Genomic DNA, 19,734 nt, shown 5'->3' with positions numbered 1-19,734 from the left:
CGGGAGCTGGGCCTCGTGGACGTGCTGGTGGACGAGGGACGGGACCGGGAGGAGGCGCTGGCGCTGGGGGAGCGGATCGGGGCGAACTCGCCGGTGGGCCTGCGCGCGGCCAAGCGGGCCCTGCGGCTGGGGCAGGGGCTGGATCTGCGGGCCGGCCTGGAGGTGGAGGACGCGGCCTGGCGGGCGGTGGCCTTCTCGGGGGACCGGGCGGAGGGCGTCGCGGCCTTCAACGAGAAGCGGAAGCCGCAGTGGCCGGGTGAGTGAGCCGGCCTCCCGGCATGGGCACGGGCGTCGCTCCGGGCCGTCACTGCGGCCGTCACTCCTGGTCACCGCTTCGGTTCGTCACTCCAAGTGCTACCCAGGAGTCCCCTTTGTAGCCAAATGTCCCTAGCCTGGGGAGATGGGTGAGGACAGACGCCTCGCGGCCGTGGTGGCGCTGGCGCAGGGGATGGCGGCGGCGCGCACGCCCCGCGAGTCGTGGCGGGCGGCGGCGCTCGGCGCCTGCCGGGCGCTGGCCGGCGGATTCGCCGCACTGTCGGTCTGGGAGCGGGACCTCGGACAGCTGCGCGTCCTCGTGAACGTGGGGGACCGGGCGCCGGACGAGGAGGAGTTCCCGGACGACGAGGCCTATCCGGTGCACCAGTTCCCGGAGATCACCGAGTTCCTGCACGAGCGCTGGGTGTCCGGCGGCGAGCCCGACGCCTGGGTCGAGACGGCCCAGGGACCGGCCGCCGGCCGCCCGGGCTACTGCCACCAGCGGGTCGCCGCCCTGCGCCGGCGAGGGCGCGGCTCATGCGTGGTCGCCCCGATCGTGCTGCACGGCCGGGCCTGGGGTGAGCTGTACGTGGCCCGCTCCTCCGGCACCCCCGTCTTCGACCGGGGCGACGCCGACTTCGCGACCGTCCTCGCCGCCGTCGTCGCGGCCGGGCTCGCCCAGACCGAGCGGCTTCAGGAGGCCCGCCGGCTCGCCTTCACGGACGCCCTCACCGGCCTGGCCAACCGCCGCGCCGTCGACGTACGCCTGGAGGAGGCCGTGGAACGGCACCGCACGCACGGCGACGTGGTGAGTCTCGTCGTGTGCGATCTGAACGGGCTCAAGCGGGTGAACGACACCTGTGGGCATGCCGTCGGCGACCGGCTGCTGGAGCGGTTCGGGTCCGTGCTGTCGCTGTGCGGGGCGATGCTGCCCGGCGCGCTGGCCGCCCGGCTCGGCGGGGACGAGTTCTGTCTGCTCACCGTCGGTCCCACCGCCGACGCCGTGGTGAAGGTCGCCGGTGAACTCTGCCGCCGCGCCGCCGAGTTGGAGCTGGGTGAGGGGGTGGCCTGCGGAGTCGCCTCCACCGAGGACCCCATCGGGCCGGTGGGGTCGGCCCGCCGCCTGTTCCGGCTCGCGGACGCGGCCCAGTACCGCGCCAAGGCCGAACGTGCCGCCCGGCCGGTCGTCGCGGGGCGGGAGGGGCCCGACGATCCGGTGGTCCGGCTCGCCGACGAGCCGCCGCGCGGACCGGCCGGGGAGCGGCGGCGCTTCCGTGGGCGTCAGTGAGCGGGCCGCGGCGCGTCGGCTGTCGTGCGTCGGCTGTGACGCATCGGCTGTGACGCATCGGTAAGGGGCGAACCCCGCCCCCACTGGTGACATCCTCGTCTTCACTACGTACGATCCTGAATATGGATATGCACACTGTGGTGGTGGGGACGTCCGGGGTGACCGCGTCCGACGTGCTCGCCGTGGCGCGCGACGGCGCCCGGGTCGAGCTTTCCGGCGAGGCGCTGGCGGCCCTCGCCGCGGCACGCCAGATCGTCGAGGCGCTGGCGGCCAAGCCCGAGCCCGTCTACGGCGTCTCCACCGGGTTCGGCGCGCTCGCCACCCGGCACATCAGCCCGGAACTGCGCGCCCAGCTCCAGCGCAACATCGTCCGCTCGCACGCCGCAGGCATGGGGCCGCACGTCGAGCGCGAGGTCGTCCGCGCCCTGATGTTCCTGCGCCTGAAGACCGTCTGCTCCGGGCGCACCGGCGTCCGCCCCGAGGTCGCGCAGACCATGGCCGACGTCCTCAACGCCGGCATCACCCCGGTCGTCCACGAGTACGGCTCCCTCGGCTGCTCGGGCGACCTCGCCCCGCTCTCCCACTGCGCCCTCACCCTCATGGGCGAAGGGGACGCCGAAGGTCCGGACGGGGTCGTACGGCCCGCCGGCGAGCTGCTCGCCGAGCACGGCATCGCCCCCGTCGAACTGCGCGAGAAGGAGGGCCTGGCGCTCCTCAACGGCACCGACGGCATGCTCGGCATGCTGGTCATGGCCCTCGCCGACCTGGACCGCCTCTACAAGTCCGCCGACATCACCGCGGCCCTGTCGCTGGAAGCACTCCTCGGCACCGCGAAGGTCCTCGCGCCCGAGCTGCACGCCATCCGCCCGCATCCGGGCCAGGGCGACTCCGCCGCCAACATGCTGGCGGTGCTCGCCGGTTCGGAGCTGACCGGGCACCACCAGGACGACGCGCCGCGCGTGCAGGACGCCTACTCGGTGCGCTGCGCCCCGCAGGTCGCCGGCGCCGGCCGGGACACCATGGCCCACGCGCGCCTCGTCGCCGAACGCGAACTGGCCTCCGCCGTCGACAACCCCGTGGTGCTGCCCGACGGGCGGGTGGAGTCCAACGGCAACTTCCACGGTGCCCCGGTGGCCTACGTCCTCGACTTCCTCGCCATCGCCGTCGCCGACCTCGCGTCGATCTCCGAGCGCCGCACCGACCGGCTGCTGGACAAGAACCGCAGCCACGGCCTGCCGCCGTTCCTCGCCGACGACGCCGGCGTCGACTCGGGCCTGATGATCGCCCAGTACACGCAGGCCGCGCTGGTCAGCGAGCTGAAGCGGCTCGCCGTACCGGCCTCCGCCGACTCCATCCCGTCCTCCGCGATGCAGGAGGACCACGTCTCCATGGGCTGGTCCGCGGCCCGCAAGTTGCGCACCGCCGTCGACAACCTCACGCGCGTCATCGCCGTCGAGCTGTACGCCGCCACCCGAGGCGTCGAGCTGCGCGAGGGGCTCACGCCGGCGCCCGCGACCTGCGCGGTCCTGGACGCCGTACGCGCGGCGGGTGTCGAGGGTCCCGGACCGGACCGCTTCCTCTCGCCCGACCTGGCCGCGGCCGACGCGTTCGTGCGCGACGGACGGCTCGTCGCGGCCGTGGAGACGGTGACGGGGCAGCTGCGCTAGGACGCGCGGCCGCCAGGACATGCGGAAGGCCCTGCCGCACGCGCGTGTGCGCTTGCGGCAGGGCCCCGGTGTGCCTTGGGGAGCTGCCTACTTGAGCTTGGCGACCTGCGCCTGGACCACGGCGGCCGGGATGTCGGCGGCCTTGCCCGAGCCGAGCGAGGCGAAGTTCACCGTGTAGAACGTGGCGATGGTGTTGCCCTTGCGCACGACGTCGGTGTGGAAGGTGGCCGAACCCTCACCGTCCATGTCGACGGCCTCGGAGAACGCCACCGACTCGTCGCCCAGACCGGAGCCCTTCTCCGAGGCCACCTTGGTGACCTTGGAGTTCTCCTCGCCGGCGGCCAGGCCGTACCCGGCGGAGCAGGCGGTCACGCCGTCGGAGAGGGCCTTCATGGCCTTCTCGGCGCCGTCGCCCTCGTAGGAGGACAGGCCCACGAACGTCATGTCGATGTCGAAGGCGTCGGCAAGGTCCTCCGGCTGCGCGGTGGCGCCCGAAACCTTGTCCTCCGCGACGGAGTTGCTCGCGTTCGCGTCCGTCTCGCCCGGAGCCAGACCGGCCGTCGCCCAGGCGAGCGGGTCGCACGCCGGCTTGTCCGTCTTCACTTCCGACTTCGACTTCGGCAGGGTGTCGTCACCCGGGGTGACCTTGAACCCCTTGACCTCGCCCTGGGCGAGGAGCAGCTTCTCCAGCTCGGCCGAGGTCAGTGCCTTCGCGGCCGGGGCCGAGGAGGAGTCGGAACCCTTCGAGGAGTTGTTGGTCCCCTTGGAGTCCTTCTTCGACCCGTCGTCCGAGCAGCCCGTGACGAGGACGAGCGACAGTGCGCCCACGGCAGCCGTGGCGCACAGCCGCGCGCCCGATGATCTCTTCATGAGCGGACTATGAGGGTTTCGTCAAGGGAGCGTCAAATCAATTCAGAAACCCAGACGTTCCCGGCGAACCGAATACGCGACGAAGCCGGCGCCGAGCGCGAGGAGGCCGGTGCCGCCCACGATGTACGGGGTGGTGTCGAAGCTTCCGGTGTCCGCGAGGCGGGTGCCGCCGGAGGTGCTGTCGGAGGTGTCGGCGGTGAGAGCGGTGCCGGTGCTGTCCGCGGAGACGGCCCTCGCCTGGGTGGTGACCTGCGTCGTCACGGCCGTTCTCACCGGCTCGTCCTGGGTCGCCTGGGCGTTCGGGACGAACCACAGGGCACCCAGCAGGGTTCCCGCGGCGGTGGCGGTCAGCAACGGACGGCGAGCGGATGACACGGAATATCGATCCCCTTGTGGTGCTGGCGAATTGGCCGTGTGGACCGATGCTAATGAAAGTCGCGGGTCGCGGGAAAGTCGCGGGAGCCCTCAGTCGTACGCTCCGTGCATGACTTCTGAAAAGACATCACGATTTGTCCGCCTTCGCGTGGAACTTGTCCTGGAGATCGACGACGCGGGCGCGCTCACCAAGGCCGCGCTGCGGCGACTCGCGGAGGAGGCCGCCGATCCCGGGATGCCTGAGGGTGAGCGCGCGCATGCGGAGAGCGCTGTGACGGAAGACACCGCGGAGGCCCTCGCCTGCCTCGTTGATCCGTTCGACCTGGTCAGTGAGATCCCGGGGGTCGAACTCCAGCAGGCCTCCTGGTCCACCGAGCCCGTGGACTACGACCCCGATTCGCCGGACTGGGACCTCGACGAGGATGATGACGACGAGGACGGCGCGGCGGACGCCGACGAGGACGGCCGCGCGGGCGGCATCGGCTGAGCGTCTTGGGGAATTGATGACCCCCGGACGGCAACCGCCGCCCGGGGTTTCGTCGTCTCATACGACGCATTGACCGTCACCCGCACCAGCGGCCCCGGAGGGGGAACCGAGTGCCCGCGGACGTGGTGTGGCCCACACATGTGACATATGTGGAACGGGGCGAACCGGTCGTAGCGTTGAAGGTCTTGACGGGGACTCCCGGCTACCGGGAATCGGCGACGATGGAGAAGCGTGTGATGACGGACAGTAGGCGGCGCAGGGGTCTCATGACCGCGTCCGCACTGCTCGGCGGTGTTCTGGTGCTCTCTGCGTGCTCGGGCGGCGACAGTGACGCCGCCGATGGCGGAGGCAGCTCCTCGCAGGCCAAGGCCGACGAGGCGGCGGCCCAGAAGTCCTCCGAGGCCCAGATCAAGATCACACCCGCGGACGGCTCGAACAACGCCTCCATCAACAACTCCGCGACCGTCGCCGTGAGCAAGGGCACGCTCACCCAGGTGACGATGACCGCGGCCGACGGCAGCACGGTGGCGGGTGAGCTGTCCGCCGACAAGACCAGCTGGAAGCCCACCGACCAGCTGGAGCGCTCGACCACCTACAAGCTGGCGGCGACCGCGAAGGACGCCAAGGGCCTGGAGGCCCACGAGAACGCCTCCTTCACCACGGTCTCCCCGGACAACAGCTTCATAGGCAACTTCACGCCGGAGGACGGCTCGACCGTCGGCGTGGGCATGCCGGTCTCCATCAACTTCAACAAGGAGATCACCAACAAGGCCGCCGTCCAGAAGGGCGTCACGGTCAACACCAGCAGCGGCCAGGAAGTCGTCTGCCACTGGTTCAGCACCACCCGCATGGACTGCCGCCCCGAGGAGTACTGGCAGGAGGACTCCACCGTCACGCTGAAGCTCGCGCTCGACGGTGTCGAGGGTGCCGACGGGGTCTTCGGGGTCCAGCAGAAGACCGTCACTTTCAAGATCGGCCGCAACCAGGTCACGTACGTCGACGCCAAGACCAAGCAGATGAAGGTCATGCAGGACGGCAAGACGGTCCGGACCATCCCGATCTCGGCCGGCTCCCCCGACAACAAGACCTACGAAGGCCAGATGGTGATCTCCGAGAAGTTCAAGGAGACCCGGATGAACGGCGCGACGGTCGGCTTCACCGACGACGACGGCAAGGGCGAGTACGACATCAAGGACGTACCGCACGCCATGCGTCTGACCAGCTCGGGCACCTTCCTGCACGGGAACTACTGGGGCGCGAAGTCCATCTTCGGCTCGGTGAACACCAGCCACGGCTGTGTCGGCCTGTCCGACACCAAGGGTGCCGACGACCCGAACACGCCGGCCGCCTGGTTCTACAACAACTCGATCGTCGGTGACGTCGTCGTCGTCCAGAACACCGGCGACAAGACCGTCTCGCCGGACAACGGCCTCAACGGCTGGAACATGGACTGGGCGCAGTGGAAGGCCGGTTCGGCCGCCTGACGTACCTCCCGCACCCGTCCTCCGATGCCGCCCCCAGGGGCGGCATCGGTGTTTGCGGGACCGGGCCCGGCATGGGGCGGCCCAGCCTTCTCATGCTCCTCTTATCTCAGCCTTATGGCTTCATCACGGGCCGTACCTAGCTTGCGGCCATGTTCTTCACCTACCTGAGGCGCGAACTGCGCCGCCGCAGAAAAGCGGCCCTCGTCGTCGCCTCCGGACTGGCCCTGGGCATCGCGCTCGTCATCGTCGTCACCTCCGTCTCCTCCGGCATGGGCAAGGCCCAGGACAAGGTCCTGCAGTCCCTGTACGGCCTGGGCACGGACATGACCGTCACCAAGGCGGCGGCGCCCACCGCCAGCACCTCCGAGCGTCCGCGCTTCCAGTTCGACGCCCAGGACGGTGACTCCGACGCCGAGCAGAGCAGCGACCGCGTCATGGTCCAGGGCTTCCAGACCCTGTCCGCCGCCACCGTCACCGAGGTCGGCGAGCAGAGCGGCGTCTCCGACGCGGTCGGCGGGCTCAGCCTGACGGTCATCAAGGTCAACGGCCAGTTCACCCGCGGCCAGGTCCAGCAGGGTGAGGGCGGCCAGCAGGGCGGACCCGGCGGCGGCACCGGCCAGCCGCAGGGCGAAGTCCAGGGCGGCGGCGCGAACTTCGACGTCGACAACTACTCGGTCTTCGGCACGGACGTCACCCAGCCCGCCCTCGGCCCGCTGACCTCCTCCAAGATCACCAGCGGCCGTACCTTCAAGACCACCGAGACGAACGCCAAGGTCGCCGTCGTGGACTCGGCCTACGCCAAGGAGAAGAAGCTCAAGGCCGGTTCGACGGTCACCATCAAGAGCGTCAAGTACAGCGTCATCGGCATCGCCACCGCCGACAGCGGGGACTCCGCCGCCAACGTCTACATCCCGCTGACGCAGGCTCAGACGCTCAGCGACTCCAAGGACAAGGTCACCACGATCTACGTCCAGGCGACCGACTCGCAGAAGATCGACAGCGTCAAGTCCGCGATCCAGAAGAACGTCTCCGGTACGACGGTGACGACCTCCGCCGACCTCGCCGACACCGTCTCCGGCTCCCTCTCCACGGCCTCCTCGCTGGCCACCAGCGTCGGCAAGTGGCTGTCCATCGCCGTGCTCGTCGCCGCGTTCCTGGTCGCCGGACTGCTCACCTCCTCGGCGGTGTCCCGGCGCGTGCGGGAGTTCGGCACGCTGAAGGCCCTGGGCTGGAAGTCCGGCCGGGTCACCCGGCAGGTCGTCGGCGAGGCCATGGTCAACGGCCTCCTCGGCGGCGCCCTGGGCATCGCGCTCGGCCTCGGCGGCGCCTACGTCGTGACCGCCGTCAGCCCCACCCTCCAGGCCGAGATGGGCGGCGGCACCGGCGGCGGCCAGGGCGGCCCCGGCGGTGGCGGCTTCGGCGGCGGCCGGCAGGCGGCGGCCCGCACGCTCGACGTGGCGCTGACGGCGCCGGTCAGCGTCACGACGGTGGCCGTGGCGGTCGGACTCGCCGTCGCAGGCGGTCTGATCGCGGGGGCGTTCGGCGGCTGGCGGGCCTCCAGGCTCCGACCGGCCGACGCACTGCGGCGCGTCGAGTAGCCAACCACCCCACCTACCCCAGGAGTTGCTGTCCCCATGTACGAACTCAGAGGCGTCACCAAGCGCTACACCCGCGGCAAGGACACCGTCCACGCCCTCGCCGGTGTCGACCTGACCATCGCGGACGGCGACCGGCTCGTCATCCAGGGCCCCACCGGAGGCGGCAAGTCCACCCTCCTGCAGATGATCGGCGGGCTCGACCGGCCCAGCGAGGGAGAGGTCGTCCTCGACGGCACCGACCTGGCGAAGCTGTCCGAGGCCAGACTGACCAAGGTGCGCAGCGAGAACATCGGCTTCGTCTTCCAGTCCTTCAACCTCATCCCGACGCTCACCGCGCAGGAGAACGTCGAGACCGCCCTCGTCCCGCTCGGCGTGAAGACCAGGGAGCGGCGCGAACGGGCCGCCGAGGCGCTGAGGTCGGTCGGCCTCGGCGAGCGGCTCGGGCACCTCCCCGGCGAGATGTCCGGCGGCCAGCAGCAGCGCGTCGCCATCGCCCGCGCGCTGGTGAAGCAGCCCAAGGTGCTGCTCGCCGACGAGCCGACCGGCAACCTCGACGAGGGCATGCGCGACGAGATCATGGACGTACTGCACACCATGTGGAAGGAGCACGGCCTGACCTTCATCATGGTCACCCACGACTCCGCCATAGCGAAGAAGGCCCCGCGCGTGGCCACGATCCGCAAGGGCAGCATCACGGTGAAGGAGAACGCGGTCTGACCTGGCCTCCCGGCCGCGCGAGTCCCGACGCGGTACGCGGCCCGTGACCCGGTTCGCTGAGCGCTGAGCGGACGGCCCCCGGAACAGCAGCCTCCGGAGGGCCGTTCGTGCTTGCGTGGCCCCATGACGGCCGACACGGGAACCACAGCCAGCACAGTCATCGAGTACATCCGCTACCGCATCCCCGAGGAACGGTCGGCGGAGTTCCTCGCCGCCTACACCGGCGCCGCCGCACAGCTCGCGGCCTCGCCTCACTGTGTGGACTACGAACTCGCCCGCTGCGAGGAGGACTTCGCGCACTTCGTCCTGCGCATCACCTGGACCTCCACGCAGGACCACCTCGAAGGCTTCCGCACCTCCGACCTGTTCCCCGCCTTCCTCGCGGAGATCCGCCCCTACATCGCGGACATCGAGGAGATGCGCCACTACAAGCCCACCTCGGTGCGCGGCCGGGGCTCCGCCGTGCCCACCCTCTACACCTGGGCGGGCGGCGCCGAGGCCTTCTCCCGTCTCACCGAGGCCTTCTACGCCAAGGTCGTCAAGGACGACCTCCTCGCCCCCGTCTTCGAGGGCCTCGCCCCCGAGCACGCCGAGCACGTCGCCCTCTGGCTCACGGAGGTCTTCGGCGGCCCCCCGGCCTACTCGAAGACCCAGGGCGGCCACGGTCACATGGTCGCCAAGCACTTCGGACGCGGCATCACCGAGCCCCAGCGCCGCCGCTGGGTCGACCTCGTCCAGGACGCCGCCGACGAGGCCGGCCTGCCCACCGACGCCGAGTTCCGCTCGGCGTTCCTCGCCTACATCGAGTGGGGCACCCGCCTGGCCGTCCACTTCTCCGGCCCCGACGCAGAACGGCCGGCCGAGCAGCCGGTCCCCCTCTGGAACTGGGGCGCGGCACCTCCGTACCAGGGCTGAGGCGGTGGCTCAGGGCGCTTCAGGCGGACAGTGGCGGCCTGGGATCGGTGGAGCCCAGGCGGCCCTTGTCGGCGCCCCAGCTCGCCAGGAGGCGGAGGGCGTCCGCCGACGGGGAGTCCGGGTCGGCGTGGTACGACACCATCGTCTGCTCGGTCTCCCCGAGCAGCCGGAACCCCTCGAAGTTCAGCGACAGCTCGCCCACCAGCGGATGGTGCAGCAGCTTCACACCGTAGGCCTTGTCCTTGACGTCGTGGGTCGCCCACAGCCGCCGGAAGTCCTCGCTCTTGACCGACAGTTCGCCCACCAGCGCCGACAGCCGCGGGTCGTCCGGATAGCAGCCGGCGTCCATCCGCAGCGTGCACACGATGTCGATCGCCTTCTGCTCCCAGTCCACGAACAGGTCGTGGTAGTCGGGCCGCAGGAACACCAGCCGCGCCCAGTTCCGCTCGGCGACCGGCAGCTCACCCCAGTCGCCGAACACGGCCGCCGCCATCCGGTTCCAGGCGAGGATCTCCGCCCGCCGCCCGACGATGTACGCGGGCACGCCGTCCATCAGGTCCAGCAGCTGCCGCAGCGCCGGCCGCACCTGCTGGGCCCGCGCAGCCGGCTTCTTCTTGTGCTGCTTCGGCTTGGCGAGATGGGTCAGGTGGGCGTGCTCGGCGTCGGTCAGCCGCAGCGCGCGAGCGATGGAGTCCAGGACCTCCGCCGACACGTTCCGCCCGTTGCCCTGCTCCAGGCGCGTGTAGTACGCCACCGACACCCCGGCCAGCTGTGCCAGCTCCTCGCGGCGCAGCCCCGGTACCCGCCGGTGCCGTCCGAAGTCGGGCATCCCCACGTCCTCCGGCTTCAGCCGGGCGCGCCGGGTGCGCAGGAACTCGCTCAGCTCGGCGCGCCGGTCCAGCCGCCCGCCGGGCTGCGGTACGGCTTCGGCCTGTTCGTCCATACGTCCAGTATTCACGGTCGTACGCAGGCGATCCTGACCCCGCCAGTGGTAGGCACAGCGAACGTAGGCACAGGTGAGGCCTGGGTGGGCGCCGGAAAACAAGGCAGGCTGGGTGCCGTGCCCGGTCCGAAGGCAGACCGGGCGTACGACCCCGCTAGGAGAATCCCCGGCATGACCACTGTTGCTGCGTACGCCGCCCCCTCCGCCAAGGCTCCGCTGGAGCGCACGACGATCGAGCGGCGACAGGTCCGCGAGTTCGACGTCCTGATCGACATCAAGTTCGCCGGCATCTGCCACTCCGACATCCACCAGGCCCGCGAGGGCTGGGGCGAGGCCATCTTCCCGATGGTGCCCGGCCACGAGATCGCCGGCGTCGTCACCGAGGTCGGCCCCGGTGTGACGAAGTTCGCCGTCGGCGACCGGGTGGGCGTCGGCTGCATGGTCGACTCCTGCCGCGAGTGCGACAACTGCAAGGCCGGCCTGGAGCAGTACTGCACCGGCGGCGGCATGGTCGGCACGTACAACGCCGTCGACAAGGACGGCGAGACCACCTACGGCGGCTACGCCGAGAAGATAGTCGTCGACGAGAACTACGTCGTCCGCATCCCCGAGGGCCTCGCCCTCGACGTGGCCGCCCCGCTGCTCTGCGCCGGCATCACCACCTACTCCCCGCTGAAGCACTGGAACGCCGGCCCCGGCAAGAAGGTCGCCGTCCTCGGCCTGGGCGGCCTCGGCCACATGGGCGTCAAGATCGCGCACGCCCTCGGCGCCGAGGTGACCGTGCTCTCCCAGTCGCTGCGCAAGAAGGACGACGGCCTGAAGCTGGGCGCCGCCCACTACTACGCCACCAGCGACCCGGAGACCTTCAAGGAGCTGGCCGGCTCCTTCGACATCATCCTCTCCACCGTCTCCGCCCCGCTCGACCTGGACGCCTACCTGGCCCTGCTGAAGACGGACGGCGCCTTCGTGAACGTCGGCGCCCCCGAGGAGCCCGTCGCGCTCAACCTGTTCTCGGTGATCGGCGGTCGCAAGACCCTCGCCGGCTCCGGCATCGGCGGCATCCAGGAGACCCAGGACATGCTGGACTTCTGCGCCGAGCACGGCTTCGGCGCGGAGATCGAGCTGATCAGCGCCTCCGAGATCAACGAGGCCTACGAGCGGGTGCTGGCCAGCGACGTCCGCTACCGCTTCGTGATCGACACGACGACCATCTGACGTCCCGCGTCACCTGGTCACACCCCGAGGGCCCCGGCTGCAGGCATGCCGGGGCCCTCGTCGTACGTCGTCCGCGCACGTCATCCGCGGATGTCGCCCGACCGCCGGCCCAGCAGCCACAGCAGGTACGGCCCGCCGACGAGCGCGGTCAGCGCGCCGACCGGGATCTCCCGCGGGGGCAGCAGCGTGCGGGCGGCCAGGTCGGCGCCGGCCAGGACGACCGCGCCGGTCAGCGCGGAGGTCAGCAGCGGCAGGTGGGGCGTACGGGTGAGGCGGCGGGCCAGTTGGGGCGCGGTGAGGGCGACGAAGCCGATCGGCCCGGCCGCACCGGTCGCCGTCGCGGCGAGGACCACCCCGAGGACGGTGAGACCCCGCCGCACCCGGTCCACCCGCACCCCGAGCGCGGCGGCCGTGTCCGGGTCGAGCCCGAGCGGCCGTACCGCGCGGCTCGCCCACACCAGTGCGGGCACGGCGAGCAGCAGTACGGCGGCGAGCGGACCGGCCTGGTCCCAGCCGCGCCCGTCGAGGCTGCCGGTGAGCCACAGCTTGATCTGCTAGGCGGCCTCCAGCTCGCTGTCGGTGAGATACAGCTGCACGACCGCGGAGAGGGCCACGCCGATGCCGACCCCGGTCAGCACGAACCGGTGCGGGTGCATCCCGCGACACCAGGCGAGGGCGTACACGAGGGCCGCCGCGCCGAGCCCGCCCGCCACCGAGACGGCCGGCATCGCGCCGGGCGAGGTGATCACGCCCGTGGAGAGCGCGAGCACGGTCGCCGCGGCGGCGCCGTGGCCCACCCCGATGACGTCCGGGCCCGCCAGCGGATTGCGGGTGACCGTCCGCACGAGCGCCCCGGCCGGCCCGAGTGCCGCCCCCACCAGCGCGCCGAGCGCGATCCTGGGCACCCGCAGCTCATTGACGACCAGGTCGTAGGGGCCTGCCTGGCCACGCAGGGTCCGCCACACCTCGGCCGGCGGGAGGAGGGGTCGATTCCGGGTGCTCCGGGTACTCAGGGCGCTCCGGATGCTCCGGGGCCGATCCGTGGTGCCCGCCGGCTCAGGCCGCGGGGAAGGAGTCGCCGGCGCCGTAGGACCGGACGAGCACTCCGGCGCCCGGCGCGGGGCGTACGGAGTGGGCGCGGCCGAGCCCGGCGACGTACGCCCGTCCGTCCGCCACCCGCACCACCGTGTTCTCGTCGACCCCGACCCCGTGGGCGAGCCGCCCGCCCGCCACCACCGCCGCCAGCCGCGCCAGCGTCCCCCACTGCGCCGCGTGCACATCCACCCCGAACGGCACGAGCCCGAGCCCGGACCGCACCTCGACCTCCTCCAGATCCTCCGCGGTGTCCGGCGGGCACACCGCCACCCCGTCCACCAGCCAGCCGCCGAGCACCGCGTCCCGCGCCGCGATCACGGCCCCCGCGGAGAAACCGGCGTACGGCACACCGCGCTCCGCGAGCAGCGCGGGCAGCGTGTCGAGACACCCGCCGAACGCCTCGCGGTACGCCGGCGTCAGCCCACCGCACACCAGCAGCGCGTCCACGTCCGCCGTCAACGCCCCCGGCTCGAACGGCTCCCCGAGCGGCAGCAGCAGCGGCACCGGCGTACAGTCGCCGGCCTTGCGCAACAACGTGTCGTACCGGGCGAAGAGTTCGGCGCCGTTTCCCTCGTCGACGAGGACACACAGCACGCGGGGCACGGCCGCCGAGGCGGCGCGCAGGAACGGACCGTAGACGGCGTCGGCGGCCGACTCGTCACTACCGCCGCCGATCAGGAACACGTCACTGCTGCCACTCATGCGGATTTCCCCCAGGGGTTGGTCGTACGGATGCCGCGCGTAGTAACTCACGACCGGGCGACCGCGCGCTCCCGTTTTTCGCCAGAGAGCCTCGGACGTCTTTCGGGGAGGCCTCGGAAGCCGCCGGGGTCAGCAGCCGGAAGGGTGCGGGGAGAGCCAGTCGGGGTGGCGGGCGCGCAGGCGGTCCCGTTCCGCGGGCGTGGTGAGGACGACGTCCGCACCGCCGTCGTAGGGGGCGTGGATGCGGCTCAGGCCGGTGTCGGTGAGGAAGACGTCGACGATCTCCTCGTCCGCGGCGGCCCGCAGCAGGTCGTCGACGCAGCCGGGCCGCCATGGCCGGCGGTCGGCGTAGTAGCGGAAGTAGGTGTGGAACTCGGGGTCCGGGTCCGACACGTCCGGCTCCGTCCACCACAGCACGCCGTCCGGGTGCAGGTCCCGACGCGGGGTGGGAAAGCCGGCGGGTCCGTCCGCGGTGGACGACCAGTCGCCGGTCACCACGAACACCTCCTGGCCCGCGAAGAGTTCGTCGAGCACGGTGTTGTAGCGGTGCAGCAGGATCGCGTACTCGTCCTCGGACTCCGCGTAGCGCTTCGACTCCGGGAGGCTGTGGAAGCGCACCCACCGGTCGGCGAACACGCCGCGGAACGTGTGGGTGAGCGGCGGCACGGACGGGTGCCGCTCCCGCCACAGACGCGCCAGGGCCTCACTCACCGGTGCGGCTCCACAGGGTCAGGTCACTGCTGGTGGCGACGGCGAGGGTGCGGCCGGACGGGGAGAAGCCCGCGGCGCGGAACGTGGACCAGGACGCGTGGAAGACGTGCCACCACTTCTCGCCGTGCGGGCCTCTGTGCGGCAGCCCGTCCCCATGGGACAGCAGGACGCGTTCGTTCGGCCAGGCCGGCTGGACGACCTCCACCGACCAGCCGTCCCCGGTGCCGGAGTGCAGCCCGCCACCGAACAGGCCCGCGATGCGCACCCTGCCCCCGGCGATCGGCCCCAGCCCCGGACACGACAGGTCCTCGCTCTCGTCGGGCGTGGCGCCCTCGGGCGCGGGGTCGCGGTCGCGGGCGATCCTCTCGCCGGTGACGGCGTCGAAGAGGCCGTGACCGTCCTGAGAGACGACCATCACCAGGTCGTTCCCGCTCTCCGGATGCACGGCGAACCCGATCCCGAGCAGTCCGCCGACGGCGACGAGGGAAGAATCGAAGACGGGCCGCCAGGGCGCCGGCGCGGGCACCACCGGCGCGGCCAGCAGCCGGTCCCGCATGGCCAACTGGTAGTCGGACAGCCCCGCTTCGGGGTCCGGCCGTTCCGCGGAGGGGATCCCGGCGGTCCACTTCACCATCTGGTCGTGCTCCTGGAGTTCTGTACGGAGTTCTTTCCGGAGTTCTCTGTGGATCTCCGTCTGGAGTTCTGTCGTGAGTCGTCGGCGTCCCGTTTCGCGGGCGGAGTCGTCTCTCACAGTCCCTGGAGCCCCTCGTAGGCGGCCATCACGATCTCCAGTCCCCGGTTGTCGTCGGCCGGGTCGCGCATCTGATTCGTCACGTACGCGACGGCCATGCGCGCGGCCGGGTCGATCATCACCAGCGAACCGCCCCAGCCGCCCCAGCCGTAGGTGCCACCGAAGATCCCGTAGCCGAGCCCCCACGTCACCGGCATCCCCAGGACCCGGTCCTCGCCGCTGAACTGCTCCTCGCGCGCACGCTCGCAGCCCGCCCGCGACAGCAGCCGCACCCCGCGCAGTGAACCCCCGCAGGCCATCACCGACTGGACGAGGGCGACCGAGCGGGCGTTGCCGTACCCGCTCGCGGCCGGAATCTGCGCACGCCGCCAGGCGACGCCGTTCCCGTCACGGACACGGATCGGCGTGGCGGCGCTCGCGACGGCGTCTCCGGCGGGCGCGCTCGCCCGGTAGTCCCCGTCCCGTCCCGGCGGCGGGACGGTGGCCGCCACCCGGTGGTCGTGCTCGGCGGACAGCCCCATATGGAAGTCCGAGCCCAACGGTCCGGCGACCTCGGCGGCGAAGAACTCGCCAGGGCTCCGCCCGGTGATCCGGCGCACGACCTCACCCACCAGGAACCCCTGGGTGAGCGAGTGGTACCCGGCCGCGGTGCCCGGCTCCCACTGCGGCGCCCGCGCGGCCAGCCGTGCGGTGGCGGCCTGCCAGTCGTACAACTCGGCCACCGGCCCGTCCCAGTCGGGCAGACCGGCGGTGTGCGCGAGGAGATGCCGTACCAGCACGCCGTCCTTGCCCGCCGCGGCGAACTCCGGCCAGTACCGGGCGACCGGCGCGTCCGGATCCAGGTCACCCCGGTCGGCGAGCAGCAGCGAGCACAGGGCGGTCATCGTCTTCGTGACGGACCAGACGTTCACGATGGTGTCCCGTCCCCACGGAACCGTCCGCTCCGCGTCGGCGAACCCACCCCACACATCCACCACCGGCTCACCGTCCACGAACACCGCCACCGAACCACCGGCGTCCCCACGATCCAGCGAAGCGGCCAACGCGGTCGGAACCGCGACGAACAGATCATCGTACGAGCCCTGAATGTCGGCCATGCTGAGTATGTAGCCCGCCCGGCCGCTCGAGGGGCAACCGAATTCCGCGGCGGTCGGCGCCGGGTAGGGACGTTCCGTCGGAAGCAGCCGGGCCGCCGCGTCCAGGTCCCCGCCGGTCACATGGGCGCGGACCGCGTGGGCGAGCGGCGTCACGTCCCGGACGGCGACCGTCCACTCGTCGGCGTAACGCCGTACGGCCTCCCCGGTGAGACCGAGCTGAAGCGACCGGTACGGCAGGGCCCGCAGGCGCAGGTCCCGCTCGGGATCCCACTGCACGCGAGCGGGCGCACGCCTCAACTGCCGCTGCCAGGTCTCACGGTCGGGATGCACTCCGTGCGTGTAACTCGACAAGCACGCATGCTCTAGCGCCCACTCGAAGCCGTCACGCGTGATCTCGACGGCGAGCACCGTCTCCTGCCCGGCCTTCTCGCCCCAGCCGCAGCGGTACATCATCCACAGGAACGAAGGCTTGATCCACGTCATCCGGTCCCGCTTCCACGCGGCGGGGAACCGGCCGTCGCGGGCGGCGGGCAGGCCGATCTCCGGCGGGTAGGCCTGGTAGACGGTGATCGTGGATGCGTCGTACAGGGCGCGGATCCGGCGTTGCGGTTCTTCCATGGTGCACAGCGTGCGGCGGGCTGAGCCGGGAGGCCACCGATTTCCGGGTTCAGCCGCTGTGAGGGGGTTCGGGGTCTAGGCGTTCCGCCGACTCGAGCACGTACTCGGGCAGTTTCGAACGGGCCGCCAGCACCTCGATGCCGATCAGGCGGCCCCGCTCGTCGAAGTCGAGGTTGATCATGCCGTCGACGTCCACCGGATCGCAGGGATACATCCGTGCGGAGTGCACCTCGTCCCGCGGATCGGTGAAGTGGACGTACGCCGCGTCAGCGGTCTTGTCGTAGGTGATTCTGACGTCTGGCACGGTCGTGACTCCTGACGTGGTCGATCTGGGATCCTGGTGTGGGGGCAGCGGCCGCGGGGGTGCGGAATCCTCGGGAGCCGTCGCGCGTTGACGGGAGCGGCCAGGGATGTCGGTGGCGAGTGCGCCGGGCAGCCCGAGTGACCGAGCTGACAGATTGTGGAGGGCCGTAATGGCTGCGCAGACGCAGAGGGCAGTGCTGGCGGGCGGATGCTTCTGGGGGATGGAAGAGCTGATCCGCCGGCAGCCGGGCGTGACGGCGACCCGGGTCGGATACACCGGGGGTGACGTGCCGAACGCGACCTACCGTGATCACGGCACGCACGCGGAGGCCATCGAAATCCTCTTCGACCCTGCGGAGACCGACTTCCGCACGATCCTGGAGTTCTTCTTCCAGATCCACGACCCGAGCACGAAGAACCGCCAGGGCAACGACATCGGTCTCAGCTACCGCTCGGCGATCTACTACGTGGACGACGAGCAGAAGCGGATCGCCGAGGACACGATCGCGGATGTGAACGCCTCCGGACTGTGGCCGGGCGAGGTCGTCACCGAGGTGGAGCCGGTCGGCCCGTTCTGGGAGGCCGAGCCCGAGCACCAGGACTACCTGCAGCGTTATCCGAACGGCTACACCTGCCACTTCCCGCGTCCGGGATGGCGGCTGCCCGCCCGCGCGAAGGACTGACGGGGGACGGGGACTGAGGGCGAGGTGTCCCGCGGAGGGTGGGAGCTGAGCCTCCCCCCTCCGGGCCCGTCCCGCCCCGCCGGGGGCTCCCGCTCAGTGCGGGAGCGACGCCGGGTTGCCGCCGTTCGCCTCGTATCCGGCCACCGCCAGCGCGCGGTACACCGCGAACTCGCTCGCGGGGTCGGCGGCCAGGGTCCAGGGCAGCGCGCCGACGTGCCCGTCGACGTGTATCAGCTGGTTCACCGCCTCCGACCAGCGCTGGGCGCGCACCAGGAAGAACACCAGGAGATGGCGCACGTGCGCCAGCATCGGGTCGTCGGGGCGGGCCGCGTGGACGGCGAAGAGGGCGCCGTGGATCGCCTTGGTCACGACCTCGCTCTGGTAGAAGCCGGTCACAAGGTTCACCTCGGGGAGATGCTCGAACACCGCGAAGAGGGGCATCGCCGCGAGCAGGGACCCCTGGGGCGCGCGCGCCGCCGCGGCCTCCGCGAACGACATCGCCTCGTCGCGCGAGCCGTGCCACTTCTCGCACCAGTAGTGCAGGGCCGCCAGATGCGCGCCCATGTGCGCCGGGGCACGGTCCAGGATCTTCAGCCAGAGCTGCTCGAACTCCGGCCGCGAGTAGGACAGGCCGCGCGCCACCGACAGCTCCACGATGTACGGGATCGGGTCACCGGGGGCGAGCAGCGCCGCCTGACCGCAGGCGTCCTTCGCCTCCTCCATGATGATCCGGAAGTCGTCAGTGCCGGGCGTCGAGGTGCGCCACGCCTGCTGCACGAGGAACTCGGCGTGCACGGCCGCCCCGCCCGCGTCCTTGGGCGCCTCGGCCCGCCAGACCCGCAGCCACTGCCCGCCCGGTGTGTCACCGACCCCGCCGGGCCTCTGGTGAAGCTCCAGCGCCGCCGCGCCGGCGAAGGCCTGCACACGCTGCCAGCGGCGCTCGTCCCCGGCCTCGGTGCCGGCCAGCAGCTGCTGGGCGGCCCGGTAGTCGTGGGTGCGCTGCACCACATTCAGCACGTCGAGCAGGTCCTGGTCGGGGCCCGGCATGCGGATGTCCAGCTCCTCCTCGCGGACGAAGCCGTAGTCCGCGGGGTCCGCGGCGTCGGGGTGGCCCGCCGGGACCTGCTCGATCATGCCGCGCCTGCGCCGCAGGACCGGCAGCAGCACGAAGCTGAGCATGACCAGCGCGATCAGGCCCCAGAGAATTTCCATACCCCCAGGGTTCCAGACGCCACCGACAATTGGCCAACCGTTCCTACGGACTGAGCGGGAGTGAGTCCTGTTGCCAGAACCCATGCTCAGCCGAACGTCCCGAACGGTGTTGGGCGTTCTGGTTGCCCGCGTTCGCTCCGCGTCCGGGCGGTACGGATCGTGTCCGTGGTCCGGGGATGCGGGGGCGGGGTCCCTCACGTCCAGAGGCTCCCGGTCCGGCCTGGACGGTCCGATGCCCGTGCACATCACTCTGGTGTGCACGGGGCGGTGTCGTCCGTCGCCGGATCGGATGTCCCTGGGCGCGCCGTCCGATCGCCACGGCGGCAGCGTCGTGGCGGGTCGTCTTCCTGTTGTCGTGGGTGAGGGGCTTCTGCCAGTGCTGGGCGCCCCAGCGGCTGGTGTAGGCCGGGTCGACGGCGATGACCGCGATACCCGTCTGGTCCGCCATTGAGGACAGCCGGGCGCGGAGCCGGCCGGTGGGCATACCGGAGATCAACTGCCGGAAGCGGCGTTTGCCGCCGTGTTTCTCGCGGGTCTTCTGCGCGCCGAAGTCCAGGTCCTCGACCGCGATGGCCTTCACACCGCAGTCCTTGGCCCAGTTCAGCAGCCGGGTGAGGGCGTGCCGTACCTGGGCGTCACGGTGATCGGCGGTGCCGGACAGGTCGAAGAGGAACCGGCGCGGATGGCCGATCGGGTTGCCGTGGACATCGAGGCGCCAGGCGGCCAGGTGATCGGCGTTGGTGTCGAC

20 protein-coding genes and 2 pseudogenes are annotated in these 19,734 nt (G+C 71.4%); 10 read left to right on the top strand and 12 right to left on the bottom strand.

Annotated elements, in window-relative coordinates:
* The 3 genes from BZL64_RS17250 to hutH form a co-directional block, all read left to right on the top strand.
* Nucleotides 1-264: enoyl-CoA hydratase-related protein (locus BZL64_RS17250; protein WP_244205373.1), on the top strand; the 264-nt coding region annotated here is incomplete at its 5' end.
* 136 nt (nucleotides 265-400) lie between these two features.
* Nucleotides 401-1,543, top strand: coding sequence for a GGDEF domain-containing protein (locus tag BZL64_RS17245; protein ID WP_086770078.1), 1,143 nt, complete (start codon nucleotides 401-403; stop codon nucleotides 1,541-1,543).
* A gap of 128 nt (nucleotides 1,544-1,671) precedes the next feature.
* Entirely contained in the window at nucleotides 1,672-3,210 is a 1,539-nt protein-coding gene (gene hutH, locus BZL64_RS17240; RefSeq protein ID WP_086770077.1) for a histidine ammonia-lyase, read from the top strand.
* Nucleotides 3,211-3,297: 87 nt separating this feature from the next.
* Here hutH and BZL64_RS17235 read toward each other — a convergent pair whose 3' ends face one another.
* Both BZL64_RS17235 and BZL64_RS17230 read right to left on the bottom strand, forming a co-directional pair.
* Nucleotides 3,298-4,080: a hypothetical protein gene (locus BZL64_RS17235; RefSeq protein ID WP_086770076.1), complete on the bottom strand. Its 783-nt coding sequence runs from the start codon at nucleotides 4,078-4,080 to the stop codon at nucleotides 3,298-3,300.
* Nucleotides 4,081-4,122: 42 nt separating this feature from the next.
* On the bottom strand, nucleotides 4,123-4,455 hold the full coding sequence (locus BZL64_RS17230) for an LPXTG cell wall anchor domain-containing protein (RefSeq protein WP_167396158.1): 333 nt from the start codon (nucleotides 4,453-4,455) through the stop codon (nucleotides 4,123-4,125).
* Between the two features lie 148 nt (nucleotides 4,456-4,603).
* On the opposite strand from BZL64_RS17230, the gene BZL64_RS41195 reads away from it, so the two are divergent.
* From BZL64_RS41195 to BZL64_RS17205, 5 genes are all read left to right on the top strand, one after another.
* Entirely contained in the window at nucleotides 4,604-4,942 is a 339-nt protein-coding gene (locus tag BZL64_RS41195; RefSeq protein ID WP_244205372.1) for a hypothetical protein, read from the top strand.
* Nucleotides 4,943-5,163: 221 nt separating this feature from the next.
* Nucleotides 5,164-6,426: a L,D-transpeptidase gene (locus BZL64_RS17220; protein ID WP_208639460.1), complete on the top strand. Its 1,263-nt coding sequence runs from the start codon at nucleotides 5,164-5,166 to the stop codon at nucleotides 6,424-6,426.
* A 149-nt stretch (nucleotides 6,427-6,575) separates the two neighbouring features.
* Nucleotides 6,576-8,024 (top strand): ABC transporter permease, encoded by a 1,449-nt coding sequence (locus BZL64_RS17215; RefSeq protein WP_086770073.1) that lies wholly within the window; start codon nucleotides 6,576-6,578, stop codon nucleotides 8,022-8,024.
* A gap of 36 nt (nucleotides 8,025-8,060) precedes the next feature.
* Nucleotides 8,061-8,741 carry an ABC transporter ATP-binding protein gene (locus tag BZL64_RS17210; protein WP_086770072.1) on the top strand — a complete coding sequence of 227 codons (681 nt, stop codon included), beginning with the start codon at nucleotides 8,061-8,063 and terminating at the stop codon, nucleotides 8,739-8,741.
* Between the two features lie 123 nt (nucleotides 8,742-8,864).
* Entirely contained in the window at nucleotides 8,865-9,656 is a 792-nt protein-coding gene (locus BZL64_RS17205) for a group II truncated hemoglobin (protein WP_086770071.1), read from the top strand.
* A gap of 19 nt (nucleotides 9,657-9,675) precedes the next feature.
* On the opposite strand, the gene BZL64_RS17200 is transcribed toward BZL64_RS17205, so the two are convergent.
* Nucleotides 9,676-10,599, bottom strand: coding sequence for a helix-turn-helix domain-containing protein (locus BZL64_RS17200; protein ID WP_086770070.1), 924 nt, complete (start codon nucleotides 10,597-10,599; stop codon nucleotides 9,676-9,678).
* A gap of 171 nt (nucleotides 10,600-10,770) precedes the next feature.
* On the opposite strand from BZL64_RS17200, the gene BZL64_RS17190 reads away from it, so the two are divergent.
* Complete coding sequence (locus BZL64_RS17190) at nucleotides 10,771-11,814, top strand: NAD(P)-dependent alcohol dehydrogenase (protein ID WP_086770069.1); 1,044 nt, start codon at nucleotides 10,771-10,773, stop codon at nucleotides 11,812-11,814.
* 80 nt (nucleotides 11,815-11,894) lie between these two features.
* Here the strand turns inward: BZL64_RS17190 and BZL64_RS17185 are convergent.
* From BZL64_RS17185 to BZL64_RS17155, 7 genes and pseudogenes are all read right to left on the bottom strand, one after another.
* Nucleotides 11,895-12,791: pseudogene (locus BZL64_RS17185) on the bottom strand (FecCD family ABC transporter permease); the annotation flags it as partial.
* 79 nt (nucleotides 12,792-12,870) lie between these two features.
* Nucleotides 12,871-13,611, bottom strand: a complete 741-nt coding sequence (locus BZL64_RS17180) for a type 1 glutamine amidotransferase family protein (RefSeq protein WP_086770068.1) — start codon at nucleotides 13,609-13,611, stop codon at nucleotides 12,871-12,873.
* Between the two features lie 129 nt (nucleotides 13,612-13,740).
* Nucleotides 13,741-14,322 (bottom strand): DUF3885 domain-containing protein, encoded by a 582-nt coding sequence (locus tag BZL64_RS17175; RefSeq protein ID WP_244205371.1) that lies wholly within the window; start codon nucleotides 14,320-14,322, stop codon nucleotides 13,741-13,743.
* Nucleotides 14,315-14,956, bottom strand: coding sequence for a hypothetical protein (locus BZL64_RS17170; RefSeq protein WP_086770067.1), 642 nt, complete (start codon nucleotides 14,954-14,956; stop codon nucleotides 14,315-14,317). The genes BZL64_RS17175 and BZL64_RS17170 overlap by 8 nt, the downstream gene beginning before the upstream one ends.
* A gap of 113 nt (nucleotides 14,957-15,069) precedes the next feature.
* Complete coding sequence (locus tag BZL64_RS17165; protein ID WP_086770079.1) at nucleotides 15,070-16,170, bottom strand: serine hydrolase domain-containing protein; 1,101 nt, start codon at nucleotides 16,168-16,170, stop codon at nucleotides 15,070-15,072.
* A gap of 57 nt (nucleotides 16,171-16,227) precedes the next feature.
* Nucleotides 16,228-16,788, bottom strand: a pseudogene (locus tag BZL64_RS17160) (DUF4291 domain-containing protein); the annotation flags it as partial.
* Nucleotides 16,789-16,837: 49 nt separating this feature from the next.
* Nucleotides 16,838-17,092 carry a DUF2283 domain-containing protein gene (locus tag BZL64_RS17155; protein WP_086770066.1) on the bottom strand — a complete coding sequence of 85 codons (255 nt, stop codon included), beginning with the start codon at nucleotides 17,090-17,092 and terminating at the stop codon, nucleotides 16,838-16,840.
* A gap of 169 nt (nucleotides 17,093-17,261) precedes the next feature.
* Between BZL64_RS17155 and msrA the strand changes: the two genes are divergently transcribed.
* A complete protein-coding gene (gene msrA, locus BZL64_RS17150) occupies nucleotides 17,262-17,774 on the top strand; it encodes a peptide-methionine (S)-S-oxide reductase MsrA (RefSeq protein WP_086770065.1) in 513 nt (170 codons plus the stop codon).
* A gap of 93 nt (nucleotides 17,775-17,867) precedes the next feature.
* Here the strand turns inward: msrA and BZL64_RS17145 are convergent, their stop codons facing one another.
* Nucleotides 17,868-18,986, bottom strand: a complete 1,119-nt coding sequence (locus tag BZL64_RS17145; RefSeq protein ID WP_086770064.1) for a hypothetical protein — start codon at nucleotides 18,984-18,986, stop codon at nucleotides 17,868-17,870.
* A gap of 43 nt (nucleotides 18,987-19,029) precedes the next feature.
* Nucleotides 19,030-19,734, bottom strand: a 705-nt coding sequence (locus BZL64_RS17140; protein WP_143663180.1) for an IS200/IS605 family accessory protein TnpB-related protein, incomplete at its 5' end; no start/stop codon positions are given.

Origin of the sequence: Streptomyces bobili, from assembly GCF_002154575.1 — a bacterium.
Classification (GTDB): Bacteria; Actinomycetota; Actinomycetes; order Streptomycetales; family Streptomycetaceae; genus Streptomyces; species Streptomyces bobili.
The sequence above is the reverse complement of the archived record's forward strand: the minus strand, read 5'-3'. Positions and strand labels throughout refer to the sequence as shown.